This window comes from Paenibacillus mesophilus, assembly GCF_005938385.1.
Classification (GTDB): Bacteria; Bacillota; Bacilli; order Paenibacillales; family NBRC-103111; genus Paenibacillus_AB; species Paenibacillus_AB mesophilus.
Window position 1 is genome coordinate 468640 of record NZ_VCRA01000005.1, and the last position, 14548, is coordinate 483187.

The following is a 14548-nucleotide window of genomic DNA, read 5'->3' on the forward strand; positions in this document are numbered from 1 at the left end:
ATGTGTCAATGTATGTTAGGTTTAATTACAATAGCCCTTTTTCCATCATATTCGTAAGCGCCATCACGACTCCCCATTTCACATGCGCGTAAGTAAGTCCACCTTGCATGTAAGCAATATGCGGAGATCGGATCGGCGCGTCAGCGGATAGCTCAAGACTTCCGCCTTGAATGAACGTCCCGGCAGCCATAATGACCGGATGCTCATAGCCGGGCATGTCCCACGGCTCGGGTACGACGTGGGAGTCGACGGCCGCCGCTTTCTGAATCCCTTGCACGAAGGCGATCAAATGCTCCGGTCCCGAGAACCGGATCGCCTGGATCAAATCGGTCCGTTCGTCGCTCCAGCGCGGATGCGTATCGAAGCCGAGCAGCTCGAACAACGCGGCGGCGAACACGCTGCCTTTGAGCGCTTGTCCGACAAGATGCGGGGCCAGGAACAGTCCTTGGAAAATATCCCGGGTCGTGCCGAGCATCGCCCCGACCTCCCCCCCGATGCCCGGAGCCGTAAGCCGATAGGCGGCCAATTCGACAAGGTCTCGCTTGCCGACAATATACCCTCCCGTCGGTGCTATGCCGCCCCCGGGATTTTTGATAAGAGAACCTGCCATCAAATCGACTCCGGCTTCGGTCGGTTCCTTCTCTTCCGTAAACTCGCCGTAGCAGTTGTCGACGAATACGATTACGTCAGGCACAATTTCCTTGACGAACCGCACCATTTGGGCAATTTGCTCCACCGTGTAGGATGGCCGCCAATCGTATCCTCTCGACCGCTGGATGCCGACCACTTTCGGCGGGTTCGTCATCAGCTTGTCTCGCAGTACGTTCCATGCCGGGAGCCCATCATCGGCCAATGCCACTTCATCGTAGCGCACTCCCCAATCCTGGAGCGATCCCGTTCCGTCTCCCGGCTTGCCGATTACTTTATGCAAAGTGTCATACGGCTTGCCGGTTATGTACAAGAGCAAGTCTCCCGGGCGCAGGATGCCGAACAAGGCGGTACCGATCGTGTGGGTTCCGGAGACGAAGTGGGGCCGCACAAGCCCCGCCTCCGCCCCGAACACGTCGGCATATACGAGATCCAGCACTTCTCTGCCGCGGTCGTTATATCCATACCCGGTTGATCCTGCAAAATGATAGTCGCTTACTTTATGCTTCTGGAAAGCTTCGATCACCTTCCACTGATTGCGGTCCACCCGTCTGTCCAACTGCTTCAGCTTAGGCTCCGCAATAGCCTCCGCTTCATCCATGAGCCGGGCGATTTTATCCGGTACGTTCATTTCAATGATTCTCTCCCTCTTGCTGAATCGCTTCATGCGCCATAAACGCCTGAAGCATATAGCCTTTCTTGTCGAATTCGAGTTGTTTCAATCGCACGTCGAAGGTGATGTCTTCCCCTTCCACTTCCTGCTCCAGCACGTCGCCTACACGGTACACGAGCGAGATCAGATCGCCGCGTCCCGCCGGTATGCGAAACCGTCTCGTATCGCCCATAAGCTTCTCTTGAACGGAAAGCTTGAGCGATTCCAAATCGGCTTCGGAGAAGGCGGAAACCCGGATCATATCCCCTTCTGCGGTCAAAAGTTCGGCATTCGCTCCCGACAGCAGATCGATTTTATTGAATACGGCGATCGTCGGCTTGCCTTGTGCTCCGAGCTCTTGAAGCACCTCGTCTACGACGCGCATCTGCTGTTCCTTCATCTCGCTTGAGCTGTCTACGACATGCAGAATAAGATCCGCCTCGCAAACCTCTTCGAGCGTCGCCCGAAACGCCGCGACCAGATCGTGGGGAAGATTTTGTATAAAACCTACCGTGTCGGTCAGAACGATCTCCTGACCGTTCGGCAGACGAAGCATGCGCGATGTCGGATCGAGCGTTGCAAACAATTGGTTCTCGGCATATACGTCCGCTTGAGTAAGACGATTGAGCAGCGTTGACTTGCCCGCGTTCGTATAACCGACCAGCGCCGCCTGGAACACGCCTGTCTTTCTCCGGCGTTCCCGATGCAGCACACGGTGGCGCCTTACTTCTTGCAGCGCGTTTCTCAGCTCGCTGATCCGGTTGCGAATATGGCGCCGGTCTGTCTCAAGCTTCGTCTCCCCCGGTCCCCGCGTACCTATACCGCCGCCAAGACGGGATAAATTGACGCCGTGACCCGACAGGCGGGGCAATAAATAGCTGAGCTGGGCAAGCTCGACTTGCAGGAAGCCTTCGCTCGTCTTCGCACGCTGTGCGAATATGTCCAAGATAAGCTGGGTCCGGTCGATAATTTTCAGATCGAGCGCACGCTCCAGATTGCGGACTTGCGCCCCGGACAGCTCCTGGTCGAATATCGCCGTATTGGCTCCGAGTCGGTCGGCGACATCGCGAAGCTCCTCCACTTTCCCTTTGCCGATAAACCATTTCGGATCGATCGAGTCTTTGGCCTGAACCGCCGAATGGAGCACCTCGACTCCGGCGCTTTCGGCCAGGCTGATCAGCTCGTCAAGCGAATACTGCACCATGCCATCGGATAACCGGTCGCTTTTCAAAACGAGACTGACGACAACCGCTTTATCCGGGATGCCGTCGGTCACTTCATGCGTCGTTTGCTTCATGCCAAAACTCCTTTATCCCGTCATTGCCGTGTGTACGGTTCATTGTAACATATTTCCGAATAAGCTTTCATATTATATCCGTTTCTAGCGCGGTTACGTATAGGGCAGCTCGATTTCTGCAGTCGTTCCGCTTCCCGCCGCACTCGCTATAGTCAGCTTCCCGCCGTGGTTCTCCATGATGTTGTGGCAGATCATGATGCCGAGTCCGGTTCCATTTTCCTTCGTCGTGAAGAAAGGCTGCCCGACCTTAGGCGTCAGTTCTTCCGGGATTCCGCCCCCCTGGTCAGTAATGTGGACGGTCAGGGCTTGGTCCGACTTCTCCGTCCGAACGGCTACTTGCCCGCCGTCCGGCATCGCCTCGATTGCGTTTTTCAACAAGTTGACGAACACCTGCTTCATTTGATTCTCGTCACAGCGAATCAGGGGCATGTCTTTTACCTGTTCGGTAACGATCTGAACCTTATTCAGAATCGCTTGCGTCTCCAGCAGCGTCACTACATGATCGATTACGGTCCGGATATCGGTTTCCCGGAAGCTCGCCGGCCGGGGCTTGGACAGCAGCAGAAACTCGTTCACGATGAAATTGATTCGTTCCAATTCGGTCAGCATAACCGGGTAGTACGCTTTGTTCTCGATCCGCGAAGATTGCAGCAGCTGGACAAAGCCTTTGAGCGCTGTAAGCGGGTTTCGTATTTCATGCGCAAGACCCGCGGCAAGCTGTCCGGTGACAGCCAGCCGGTCGGAATTTCGCAGCAGCTCCTCCGCCTTCTTACGATCCGTTACGTCTTTGGCTACGCCATAAATGCCTACGATTTGATGATCGGCGATAATCGGGATGTTCGTCACATCGACGGTTACCGTATGCCCTTCCTTATGGATCATCTTAAGCTCGAAATGATTTGAATTTCCTTCCATCGTCTCCTGAAAATAAGTAAGCGCCTTCAACCGGTCCTGGGGATGAATCATGGAAACGAACTGTCGCTTCGTCATCTCCTCGGCCGAATACCCGAGCAGCTTGACCGAAGCCGGATTGACCGCAACGAGCTTCCCTTTTCGGTCGAACGTGCAGATCGGGTCGGGGTTATGCTCGATCAAATCCGCCGTTTTCCCGTGGAACGTCGGCAGCCGGTGATGCAGCTTGAATTCATACATGTTCAGATCTGCATCATGGAGCAAATCTTCGATGCCCAGCATCCGGTCGGGGACGGAAACGGAAACGCCTACGGAGAACGATAGCGAAACGGGCGGAAGCCCTTCATCGGGGACGAACGATTGTCCGTTCAGCTCATCCAGCAAACGCTGCCGCATATGGACAAAAGCGGGCTCGTCTTCCACGACGACGACGAACTCGTCTCCGCCCAGCCGTCCGGCTATGCCATTCGCAGGCTGGACCAGCTTCCGCAAGTAGTCCGCGACGAGCAAAATGACTTTGTTTCCTACCATATGTCCGTACGTGTCATTAATTTGCTTGAAGAAATTGAGATCGATCAGCAGTACTCGCACCGTCTTGCCTTCCTTGATCAGCTGTTCGCCGAACTGCAGCGTCTGCTGCAGCGAGGCAAGCCCGGTCAACGAATCGATCATGCTCAAGTGGCGGTATTCGTTTCTTTCTTTCTCCAGCTTCCGCGCATAGTAGGCAAGGATCGTATAGGCGACCGCGTTAATCGAAATAAAAAACAAGTGGGTCATCCATTCGTTATGCTCCGAAAAATCAGCGTAAGCGTACAGGTTAATACCGACGGCTATTGCGGCTGCAAGTGTATACAAAGGATTCGGCAATAGAAGGGCGTAAAAGAGCAGCAGAGGGTAAACCGTCATCAAGGTTGCGAACATCTGCTCCGGCTGGACAGCGGCTACGTACACGAGTAAAGCCAAACTCGACATACCGTAAGCCGCCTTCCTTTTCTTGCTCAGGAATACCGCCGCGAGCAGCAGCCCCGTAAAAAGAACCGAAGCCGCACTCCTTGTCAAATCGGGTATAGCGTCGATACATGCATTTACGCCGACAAACAAAACGAGTGCGGCGAGCACCGAATCCTTCCTCCGGACAGCGGCCATACGAATCGGCCGTAATGAGCGCGATAAGTGCATTGGGTTCTTCCCTTCCGCTTTAATTGCAGCCGGAATTGTATACCGGCAAAAAAAGCCGCCCCTGATTACAGGGACGGCCGATCACACGATAACGAGATCGTGAAATTTGCGTTTCGGCAACCCAGCTGTCATAGTCCGCCCGAACCTTAGACCTGTGGCTTTGCGTCCCTGCCTTTCGGCAAGTTTGCCAAATGTATTTCCATATTCTTACGTGCACCTGAAACCTAATATACCATACCTTGCCATTTCGCGATACAATAATTCTAACGATTCAAAGTTTTCTGTTAAGTCCGAAAATTCGAATTCCAATTATCAAGTCTGGAATCAATGTCAGGAACGGGCCGTTATTTCAGCGATCAGCTCCGCGAGCTGCAATCCTTCCATCGTATCTATTCTTTTGCGATGCGGTCCGAACGTTAGCGATGCCGTGACGGGATTCGGTACGATCACGCAGTGAAGCCCGGCCCTATGAGCCGCCAAGGCGCCGTTTGCCGAATCTTCGAAAGCGAGCGCTTCCTCCGGCCGCACGCCGAGATGCTCGACTGCCTGTCTGTAAAGCTCCGGATCCGGCTTCACTCTCGCCACATGGTCCCGCGTCCGCACACACGAGAAATAGTCCGATATCCCGAATTTGCTCAAATACCCCGTAACCCAGTCGCTGCCGGAACTGGAAGCAAGCCCGATCGCCAAGCCGAGCCGGCTCGCTTGCTCCAAAACCGAAACGACACCCGGACGCAGCTGCTCCCTCTCCATGCGCTCCGCGAACAGCTTCCTGCGCATCGATTGGAATTGCCCGCGATCGATCGGTCTGCCGATGCTTTTCTCCAAATATTCATAAGGATCGAATACCGACAACATGTCCGTACCGATTACTTTCGACCAAACCTCCAATGATAGCTCCGCCCCATGATGCCGGTAAACGTCCGCATACGCATGAAATTCGTTTGTTTCCGTATCCAGAATAAGTCCGTCAAAGTCGAATACGACCGCGCGTATCATTTCCATTCCTCCAACTATCCGATTCACCGGCTCTCCGTCCGATTGAACGTATTATACATCAAACTTGCTTTTCCTGTCCCGGTCTCCCCTCCCCACTATACAAGTCCCCGGAAGCAACAAGTACAAAAGCCGCCACATGGCGGCTTCCCGGTTTCAGCATTCTGCTTACTTCGACTTTTTCTTCGCGGCCGACCGCCCCTGCTTCTTCGGGTCGTTCGGTTCCGGCGCGCGTTTCTGGGAGCCGTTATCGTTATCAGGCATCTGTAGTTCCTCCTTGTTCGGTTATGGCGCTGCGCCTATTAGTATGCTTGCTCCTTGCCGGTTTCATGTCGGCAAGCTCAGAAGCCGTTCTTTTTGTCCGTGCGCATGTCCTCCGGCTTGATCGACATCAGCTCTTGTCTGCCCGGAGCCGTCGTATTGTATTGGCTCAGCAGTCGGACCGCCTGGTGCCTTACGGAGCGCTCCATCAGATTGCGGACGAATCTGGCATTGCTGAAGGCCGAAGGGTCGCGGCTCTTCTCCGCGGCAAGCAGCTGGCGAAGCCTCATGATGGTGGCGGGTATTAAGGTGTAATCCCGTTCTCTAACCATTAATTCGGCGATTTGAACAAGCTGATCCGTCGTATAGTCGGGGAAATCGATCGCAATCGGGAAGCGCGAAGGGAGACCTGGATTCGTTGCCAAAAAAAACTCCATTTCTTCCGAATATCCAGCCAAAATGAGCACAAACTGATTTTTATAATCCTCCATCGCTTTCACGAGCGTATCGATCGCTTCCTTGCCGAAATCTTTCTCGCCGCCGCGAGCCAAGCTGTACGCTTCATCGATGAACAAGATGCCGCCCATCGCCTTTTTGATCAAATCCCGCGTTTTGAGTGCCGTATGGCCAATGTATTCGCCGACCAGATCGGCCCGCTCCACCTCGACCAGATGACCTTTGGGCAGCAAACCCATCGCTTGAAACAGCTTGGCGATAATGCGGGCAACGGTCGTCTTGCCGGTTCCGGGGTTTCCTTTGAAAACCATATGGTATACTTGTTGATTCGACGTAAGTCCCGCGTCTGTGCGGTATTGTCCGATCTGCAGCAAGGCGTATATTTCATACACGAGCTCCTTGACGTTTTCCAGACCGACCATCTGATCCAATTCTTTCATAATATCCGCGAAAGGGCCTTGTGACGGAACCGATTTGCCGCTTGGTTGAGGCTCCGGCTCGGATACGGGCGCGGATATAGGCTCGGGCGTACGAAGCACGACATTGATTTGCCTGGAAGCTTTAGCCATATCGCTGGAAATCACTCGACTGTTCATCGGAATCACCTCTTCTTCGAAGGTGCAGGCACGGATGCTTTAAGCCCGTCGGAACCATTCGCCGTATGGCTGCTAGCGAAATATCCCCTGCCTATAATGTACAAAGCAAGAAGTTGTCCTATGAATCAAAATAAGCTCTTTTGCACAAATTTCCGATTTTTGCAGCCGGCCGGACAACCAGGCGAATATTCCCCTATTTCAACGATTTTTTCACTTGGACTTCGCAAGCCGGTATGGTAGACTTCACCTGAAAGCAACCTGCATCGGGTGGTCCGAAACTATAGGAGGATGTCCATGAGAGAACGTCTGTTATTCTCTTTCGTACTAATCGTGGTAGCCTATACAATCGTTCCCTGGGTGGTGACGCGCATATTCGCTATCGGCGTATTCCGCAGAGGGAAAGTTTCCAATCAAGTCGCGCTGACGTTCGACGACGGTCCCGATCCGGTGTATACTCCGCTTTTGCTCGATCTGCTTAGAAAGCATGAGGCCAAGGCTACCTTTTTCGTACTGGGCTCGAAGGCGGAGCGACAGGCCGGCCTGATCGAGCGAATCCACAAGGAAGGGCATCAGATCGGCATCCACAATTATTCACACATGTCCAACTGGTTCCAGTTTCCTTGGAATGTCCGGAGAAAGCAAGCGGACCGGTCGGCCGAAATCGTGGCCTCCATTACCGGGGCGAAGCCGGTTTATTACAGGCCTCCCTGGGGCATTTTGAATTTATTCGATCTGATCACGCTTAAACCTTACAAGGTCGTGCTCTGGTCCGTCATGCCCAAAGATTGGCGCAGCCGAATCGGCAAAACGAAGCTGAAGATCAGGCTTATGAACGGGATAAAGGAAGGGTCGGTCGTTCTGCTGCACGATAGCGGAGAGACATTCGGGGCGGACCGCGATGCGCCGGCTCACATGTTGAACGCTCTGGACGAAGTCCTTGCCAGCATGAGACAAAGGGGCTTGAAACCGGTACGCGTGGATGAATTGATGCATGCCTCGACGGAGCATCGGCTCGGCATGTTCAAACGCATGCTCTTCAACGTATGGATGGCCTGGGAGCGCTGCTTCGTCAAGCTGTTCCGTTTGAAGGCGGTTGACCGCAGCGATCCTCTGCTGAAGCTTCGCGTGCGCGAATATTTAGGCAAACAGCCGATCCTGCTCCCGGACGGCGAGCAAATCCGCAAGGGCGATCTGGTGGCCGAAATGCATCTGGACAATTACACGTTGTTTAAGCTCGGGCTCGATGCCCGCAGCAGCGTACAATTGGCCACCCAATTGATCCGGAGAACCCGTACGCTGATGCCGGAAATAAGCAAACTGCTGCTGACCGATCCGTTGTATCAAAATGTGAAGGGCTTATACGGAATTACGATGATCCATCGCGGCTCCAAACAGCTCGGCTTTACCGTCTTCGATTTACCGGAAGGACTATTCGCCCGTGCGACCCGGATCTACTTAAAATTTCTGCTCTACGTCGTTCATCCTAACGGCAAAAAACGATTAAAAGAAAAGACCGATTTGCTCGAGCCTAAAATCGTGGCCATTTCCAAAAACGAGCTGAAAATCCGTTATATCGCCTAATGAGCTATTACGAATCCTAACGTGTTAAACTCATTCTCAGCTTGTCGGCGTACCATTTCGTAAAAGCAAGCGTCTCCCTGAATTTGTGCCATGGCATCCACATGACTTGGGATTCCGTCAAGGACGTAGTCACGTCGGAAAGCCCGACGAAACGTGCGATGTCCATGGCACGGGCGCCGTGAAACTGGTGTGTGACGATAATCGGATGCGCCCAGCCTTCACGGTCCATAATCCGCTTGCTGTACAACAAATTCTCGTACGTGCTAGTAGCTTCCCGCTCCTCGAAAATGGCTTCGCCCGGCACGCCCCGCTCTTGCAAATACCGTTTCATCCCTTCGGCTTCCGTAATCGTGGCGCCGTTCGCGTCCAATCCTCCCGATACGATCAGACGGTTCACTTTCTTATCCCGATAAAGCTCGTAGGCGAGGTCCAATCGCTCGCGCAGTCCGGGACTCGGCTTATCGTTCCAAAGTGAAGCGCCCAGCACGATCGCGACATCGGCGTTTGGGCCCGGCGTGCGATTTTGGGCGGAATGAATGAGCCATTGGATGTAGCCGACCCAGATGATGCCAATGACCGCCGCGACGGAAGCCAGCACCCAAAGCTTGCGATACCGGCTTGACTTTCGGGTACTCATTATCGTGTTCAATGCGTATACTTCACCTCCTCCCGGACCGTAACCGCGCCCCGCGAACGATTACTCCTCCAACATTTCTTGCAGATGCTTGTCCGACATCAGCAGCATATCGAACGAGCCTTTGCGATACTCGTCCATCACCAGATTGGCCGTATTCCATGCCAATTGGACGTCTTCTTCTCCGAGCTCGTCTCGCCGGACGGCGTCGTCAAGCCGGTCTTGTCCGGTCACGTACAACTGTCCACCGGGCAAAATGACAATATTCAAGTAAAGATCGTCATACCACGGAATGTTATTATGCAGGACGCCCTGGCATTTGCATATCGATATGACCCATTGGACGAGCCGGTCCCCATCGTCATACATCGCCGTAACGATGTAATTCGCAAGCTCGGGAAACTGCTGCAGCCACTTGTAGCCGTCGGCGGCGATGCATACCTTCTCCTGGTCCTGCTCATATTGCTTGTACAGCGGCGCCTTCACCTTCACCATCTCAAATAGCGTTACCGTTCCGGAGAAACCGATCGTTTTCTTCGGCACAACGGTAAATTTCTTCTCAACGATTCTCCCCCATTCGGTTCGATCCGCATATTTTCGAATCAATTCGGTTCAATCCTCTCCCATTAGGTTATGAACAACCCGTTTATTTCTCGATAGGAACTTTAACGGAATTATGTTATTCCGTTAAAGTTCCTTAATTTCAATCTTGTTGATTTTCACTTCCTTGGTCGGGACGCTCATTTCTCCTCTAGGACTTTGCTTCACGGGCGTCGCGGCAATTTTCTGAACGACGTCCATCCCGGAAGTCACTTGTCCGAAAATCGTATAGTTCGGCCGAGGATTCAGGCTGGCCGCACAGTCCGGTCCCGTACAGATGAAAAACTGGCTTCCTCCCGAATTTTTGGCTCCCGTATTGGCCATCGCGACGATACCCGGATCATATTTGTAAGTCGTCTTCAATTCATCCTCGATCGTGTAGCCCGGGCCGCCCGTTCCGGTTCCTGTCGGATCGCCGGTTTGAATCATGAACGACTTCATAATCCGATGAAAGATCACATTGTTGTAGAAGCCTTGCTTGGACAAAAATACGAAACTGTTCACCGTCTTCGGAGCCGTGTCGTTGAACAAATTGACCGTAAACTTGCCTTCGGTCGTATCGAACACCGCTTCGTATTTCTTATCGGATTTCAACGTCATCGGCGGCGGCGAGCTCCAGCTCTTCTCCCCGCTTACTCCGCTCGTTCCTCCGGCGTTCCCGGAAGCATTTCCACCTTGTTGTGCCCCGCCGCATCCGGCAAGCGCCAGTGCGATTGCTGCTACCGCCGCCATCATGCGCAGCGCATGGAACCGTTGCTTGATCAATTCGACCCACTCCCGCTTCGATGTATTTTCCCGCCCCAAATTATACCACTGGTTCGCGCCGCCGATCAAATTTGGCGACTCTCCCGCCTTGAAGTGATAGCAAAAAATCCCCGCCGTTCGCGGGGATGGGACTGTTGAGAAAGTTTGCAAAAGGAGGAAATCTCGGCAGCCGCCTACTTGGCTACCTTCTCCTTCTCTTTTTCCGGCTCCGGCGGCAGAAGAACGATCTTGCCGTCTTCGACCGATACGACCATTTTGTTCGAATTTTTCATCCCGACCGCCTCCAAATAATTGGACGGAATTTGCAGCCGGCCCGCCTTGTCCAGAATCGCGTATTCCACATGCGTTTCCTCCTCGGCGGGAGCTCCTTGCGTCAGCTCGGCCAGCTCGTCGGCGTACGATCGGCTGCGGATGAATTCCGATGCCGTTTTACCGTCGCGGATCGCGACGACACGGTCTACCTTTTTGGCTAGAAGCGGATCGTGAGTAACGATGACAACGGTCAGACCGAGCGACCGGTTCAGCTCGCGGAACAAGTCCAAAATTTGATTGGACATTTTCGTATCGAGCGAACCGGTAGGCTCGTCGGCAAGCAGCAGCCGCGGATGATTCGCCAGAGCGATAGCGATCGCAACGCGCTGCTGCTCCCCGCCGGACAGTTGGTTCAGCCTGTTTTTGATCCGATGTCCGAGTCCTACCGCTTCCAGCAGCTCGAGCGCTCTTTGCCGTCGTCTGCGGCCCTGCAGCAGAATAGGCAGCTCGACATTTTCAAGCGCCGTCAAGTAAGGAATCAAGTTGCGCGCATTGTTTTGCCAAACGAACCCTACCGTCTCCCTTTTGTAGCGGACGATATCTTTTTCCGTAAATTTCAACAAGTCTTTGCCGTCCACGACCAGGTTGCCTGCGGAAGGCCGGTCGAGACCGCCCAGCATATTCAGGAGCGTCGATTTGCCGCTTCCGCTGTTCCCGATAATCGCCATCAGCTCGCCCGGCTCGACGTGCAGATCGAGTCCCTGAAGCGCCACGACCTCCAGATCGGCAACCTTGTATATTTTCACCAAATTGTCGCAATGGATCATCGATTAGTCCTCCCCCAGCTTGACGGCCTGATGAATTTTGATGCGCGAGAGAAGATATCCCAGTATGCCGAGCCCGATCGTGATCATGATCGTTACGATAATGTACAGGCGCACGGAATCCGTCGAGTCGAACATGACCTGGAACGGCGGGACTTGAGTAGTCGAGTTGAACGACAGCTGGAACAGCGGCACGAAGAGCAGACTCGTCACATTACCGATGCCGGCTCCGAGCAGGAACGCCGCTCCGGACGTCAATACTTGCTCCGTTATCAGCATCCCGATCAGCTGCATGAACGATATGCCCATCGCCCGCAGTATCCCGTATTGCAGCACCCGGCCATTCAAGGAAAGCACCCAGTACAGCAAGAACCCGAAGAAGCTGATTACGACACTGATCAGGAAGCCTAGCGTCATAACGCCGTTGATGGCCATTTGGAACGGGTCGTTCTTCGCTTGAGTCAGCTCATAGCTGGTATCGACGAAGCTTTCGATCGGGATTTCCTTTGCATTCAGCGCTTCGTTGAACTGCTGCTTCGCGGAAGGCTCATCCTTCAAGTCGATCCAAACCTGGTACGGCTCCAGGGCGATAGCGCTCTGGATGTAGCTTAAGTGCCCGACGACCACTTTCGGCAATTCCGGCTTTTTATTCGCGGCCGCGGCCTGCAGCGGATTCGGATTGAACGTCGGCCAATAGTCGATGATCCCGTAGATCGTGAACGGCTTATACGAGACGTTATTCCAGCCGATGTTGACGGAATCGCCTTCCTTCACGCCCATCTGCTCGGCCATCGTCCGGGAGATGAGGATAGCGGAAGGCTCGGTCGAGATCAGATTCAAATAATCGTAGAAATGATGCTCCAGCAGCCGGTCCTTCATGTAGGCCGTTCTGCCGAACTCATCCGTATCGATGCCCATCAGTTTGATTTTCGACGAGGCTTTGCCCAACTGCGCGACCGCGTCGTCCTTCACGAACACTTTGGCCGCGCTCGCGACACCCGGAAGATCGCTGAATACTTGGAACGGCGGCTCCGTATATTGGATCCGCTTCGGCCCCATGATAATCGGAACGGCTGAGGATGGCTCCTCCTCTTCCACTTCGGTCTCTTCCCCGCCCCCCATCATCGGAGGAGGCGCATCATTTTCCCATTTGACGTTCAGGACGACGTCGGTGCCGTTCTTGTATTTCACTTTCTCGAGCGTATTGCTGTTCATCGTCCGCGCGGCGCTTGCGCTGAATAAGCCGGTTGCGAGCGTAATCATCAGGAACACCATCAGGAAGTTGTACTGGTTGCTGGAGCGTCCGACCTGAATCAGTGTCGAATACAACGAAGGCGGCCACAGCTTGCGTCCGAGCCAGTACACGAGCCGGATGAAGAGCGGATACACGCGCAGCAGGAGAAGTCCGAGACCCAGCGTGAACAGAGCCGGTACGAGAAACAACAATGGATCGACTTTGAAATTGGCCGAATCCAGGCCCAGCGACTGCAGGTCGCTCATGCGGCGTTTGAAGCTTTGGAGGCCGTAAATCGATACGCCGAGAAGCAGGATATCGATAAAATATTTGTGCGTAAACGACATCTTCGACATGCGCGCCATCTGCTGCTTGTGCCCGACAATCGAAGTGCGTGTCGCGAGAAAAGCCGGGATCAAGGTCATGATCAACGAAAACCCGACCGCGTATAACGCATACTTGTAAGCTGTTGCGTTCACGGTTACGATCAAGGCCGATCTCTGGACGAACTCCAGGAATCCGTTGGACGCGCCAAGCATATTCGTCAGCGCCATTCCCGCGTACGGTCCAATCGCATAGGCGATCGCCCCGAGCATCACTCCCTCGATTACGTAACTGAGCAAAATCTGCATCCGGCTTGCGCCGCGGCTTCGCAATACGGCGATTTCGGTTTTCTGCCTTTCGACAATCAAGTTCGATACCATGAACAAATAGAAGCCCAGCATAATCATGACCGGCACGTTCAAAGACCACAGCATGACGCGAAGCTGCTCCTGTCGGTCCATATATTTCGAAATAACGCCCAGTGCGGGAGCTTTGATCGCTTGACTCGGGAACGTATTTACAACATACGACTCGATCCGTTGGTGAGTGCGGATGAACGATTCGATCGAGCTCATGTTCATGCGGGAATACTCGAGCGCGAAATACCAGAAACCGGCCCGAACCGTTATGTCGCCCCCGCCGGTAATATATTTCTCGAACGTATCGTAATCCATAATGAACGATCTTCCGTAGCTTTCGAGCGGCGTATTCCAGTACAAATCGTGCTCGTCCTTCGGATTAATTACGCCTACCGGCTTGATCGTAATCGGGTTTTTCACCCGCTCGTCCTCGATCACGAATTCGTTGCCGAGCACCATTTTGAGCTGAGTCAACGCGCTTTCCACAACGAGCACTTCGAACACTCCGTTGACCGGCTCTTTGGCGGGCATAACGCCGTCCACCAGCTTGACATGCTCCTCGAAGTCCGACAGCGCGACGATATCCACATTCCGCTTGACCGAAGCGTCCATCCGCTCCGTGTCCTTCGGACTGAACGCGAATGTGTCCGTTCCCCGCTCCTTCACATACGCGCGGATCGGAAGATCGAACCGGCTGCCCATCTGCTGCATGAATTGATCCACATTGCGGGCACTGTCGCCGTTCTCCTTGGGCGTTTCCCCGGTAAGGAATATTCCGGTCCGGTAAGTAAGCGGATACGAGCCCGAAGAAACCTGGTAGTTCTCCAACTCCTTGACGAGCATTCGCTGCAAAATCGCCTCGGTATAAATCGGCATGCTGCTTACGAGCGCTACCGAGAGCACGAGCCCGAACAGCAGACTGAGCTCGAGCCATTTATTTTTAAGCATTTTGCGGAAAATCATGACTAGAATAGCCAC

At 53.8% G+C, this 14548-nt stretch carries 11 protein-coding genes and 1 riboswitch; of the genes, 1 reads left to right on the top strand and 10 read right to left on the bottom strand.

Translation table 11 applies throughout. The features are described from left to right. Positions 1-25: 25 nt before the first annotated feature. From FE783_RS12150 to FE783_RS12170, 5 genes are all read right to left on the bottom strand, one after another. Positions 26-1249, bottom strand: coding sequence for a methionine gamma-lyase family protein (locus FE783_RS12150; RefSeq protein WP_420799734.1), 1224 nt, complete (start codon positions 1247-1249; stop codon positions 26-28). A gap of 31 nt (positions 1250-1280) precedes the next feature. After that, positions 1281-2597: a GTPase HflX gene (gene hflX, locus FE783_RS12155; RefSeq protein WP_138879612.1), complete on the bottom strand. Its 1317-nt coding sequence runs from the start codon at positions 2595-2597 to the stop codon at positions 1281-1283. 93 nt (positions 2598-2690) lie between these two features. Then, complete coding sequence (locus tag FE783_RS12160; protein WP_138879613.1) at positions 2691-4688, bottom strand: diguanylate cyclase domain-containing protein; 1998 nt, start codon at positions 4686-4688, stop codon at positions 2691-2693. 112 nt (positions 4689-4800) lie between these two features. After that, positions 4801-4887: riboswitch (cyclic di-GMP riboswitch) on the bottom strand. Between the two features lie 131 nt (positions 4888-5018). Further along, positions 5019-5687, bottom strand: coding sequence for an HAD family hydrolase (locus tag FE783_RS12165; RefSeq protein ID WP_138879614.1), 669 nt, complete (start codon positions 5685-5687; stop codon positions 5019-5021). Between the two features lie 338 nt (positions 5688-6025). Beyond that, complete coding sequence (locus FE783_RS12170) at positions 6026-6997, bottom strand: AAA family ATPase (protein ID WP_138879615.1); 972 nt, start codon at positions 6995-6997, stop codon at positions 6026-6028. A gap of 294 nt (positions 6998-7291) precedes the next feature. Here FE783_RS12170 and FE783_RS12175 point away from each other — a divergent pair, with 294 nt between their 5' ends. Then, entirely contained in the window at positions 7292-8578 is a 1287-nt protein-coding gene (locus FE783_RS12175; RefSeq protein WP_158301760.1) for a polysaccharide deacetylase family protein, read from the top strand. 16 nt (positions 8579-8594) lie between these two features. On the opposite strand, the gene FE783_RS12180 is transcribed toward FE783_RS12175, so the two are convergent. The 5 genes from FE783_RS12180 to FE783_RS12200 all read right to left on the bottom strand — a co-directional run bounded on the left by FE783_RS12180 (position 8595) and on the right by FE783_RS12200 (position 14548). Further along, on the bottom strand, positions 8595-9227 hold the full coding sequence (locus FE783_RS12180) for a YdcF family protein (RefSeq protein ID WP_238403000.1): 633 nt from the start codon (positions 9225-9227) through the stop codon (positions 8595-8597). Between the two features lie 48 nt (positions 9228-9275). Further along, entirely contained in the window at positions 9276-9818 is a 543-nt protein-coding gene (locus tag FE783_RS12185) for a ribonuclease FAU-1 family protein (RefSeq protein ID WP_138879617.1), read from the bottom strand. Positions 9819-9899: 81 nt separating this feature from the next. Next, positions 9900-10547 (bottom strand): peptidylprolyl isomerase, encoded by a 648-nt coding sequence (locus tag FE783_RS12190; RefSeq protein ID WP_138879688.1) that lies wholly within the window; start codon positions 10545-10547, stop codon positions 9900-9902. 203 nt (positions 10548-10750) lie between these two features. Then, entirely contained in the window at positions 10751-11656 is a 906-nt protein-coding gene (locus FE783_RS12195; RefSeq protein ID WP_138879618.1) for an ABC transporter ATP-binding protein, read from the bottom strand. 3 nt (positions 11657-11659) lie between these two features. After that, positions 11660-14548, bottom strand: coding sequence for an ABC transporter permease (locus FE783_RS12200; RefSeq protein WP_138879619.1), 2889 nt, complete (start codon positions 14546-14548; stop codon positions 11660-11662).

Coding starts and splice junctions, on each gene's coding strand:
- FE783_RS12150 (WP_420799734.1), bottom strand. CDS start 1,249: ATGGATGAAGCGGAGGCTATTGCGGAGCCTAAGCTGAAGCAGTTGGAC.
- hflX (WP_138879612.1), bottom strand. CDS start 2,597: ATGAAGCAAACGACGCATGAAGTGACCGACGGCATCCCGGATAAAGCG.
- FE783_RS12160 (WP_138879613.1), bottom strand. CDS start 4,688: ATGCACTTATCGCGCTCATTACGGCCGATTCGTATGGCCGCTGTCCGG.
- FE783_RS12165 (WP_138879614.1), bottom strand. CDS start 5,687: ATGATACGCGCGGTCGTATTCGACTTTGACGGACTTATTCTGGATACG.
- FE783_RS12170 (WP_138879615.1), bottom strand. CDS start 6,997: ATGAACAGTCGAGTGATTTCCAGCGATATGGCTAAAGCTTCCAGGCAA.
- FE783_RS12175 (WP_158301760.1), top strand. CDS start 7,292: ATGAGAGAACGTCTGTTATTCTCTTTCGTACTAATCGTGGTAGCCTAT.
- FE783_RS12190 (WP_138879688.1), bottom strand. CDS start 10,547: ATGATGGCGGCGGTAGCAGCAATCGCACTGGCGCTTGCCGGATGCGGC.
- FE783_RS12195 (WP_138879618.1), bottom strand. CDS start 11,656: ATGATCCATTGCGACAATTTGGTGAAAATATACAAGGTTGCCGATCTG.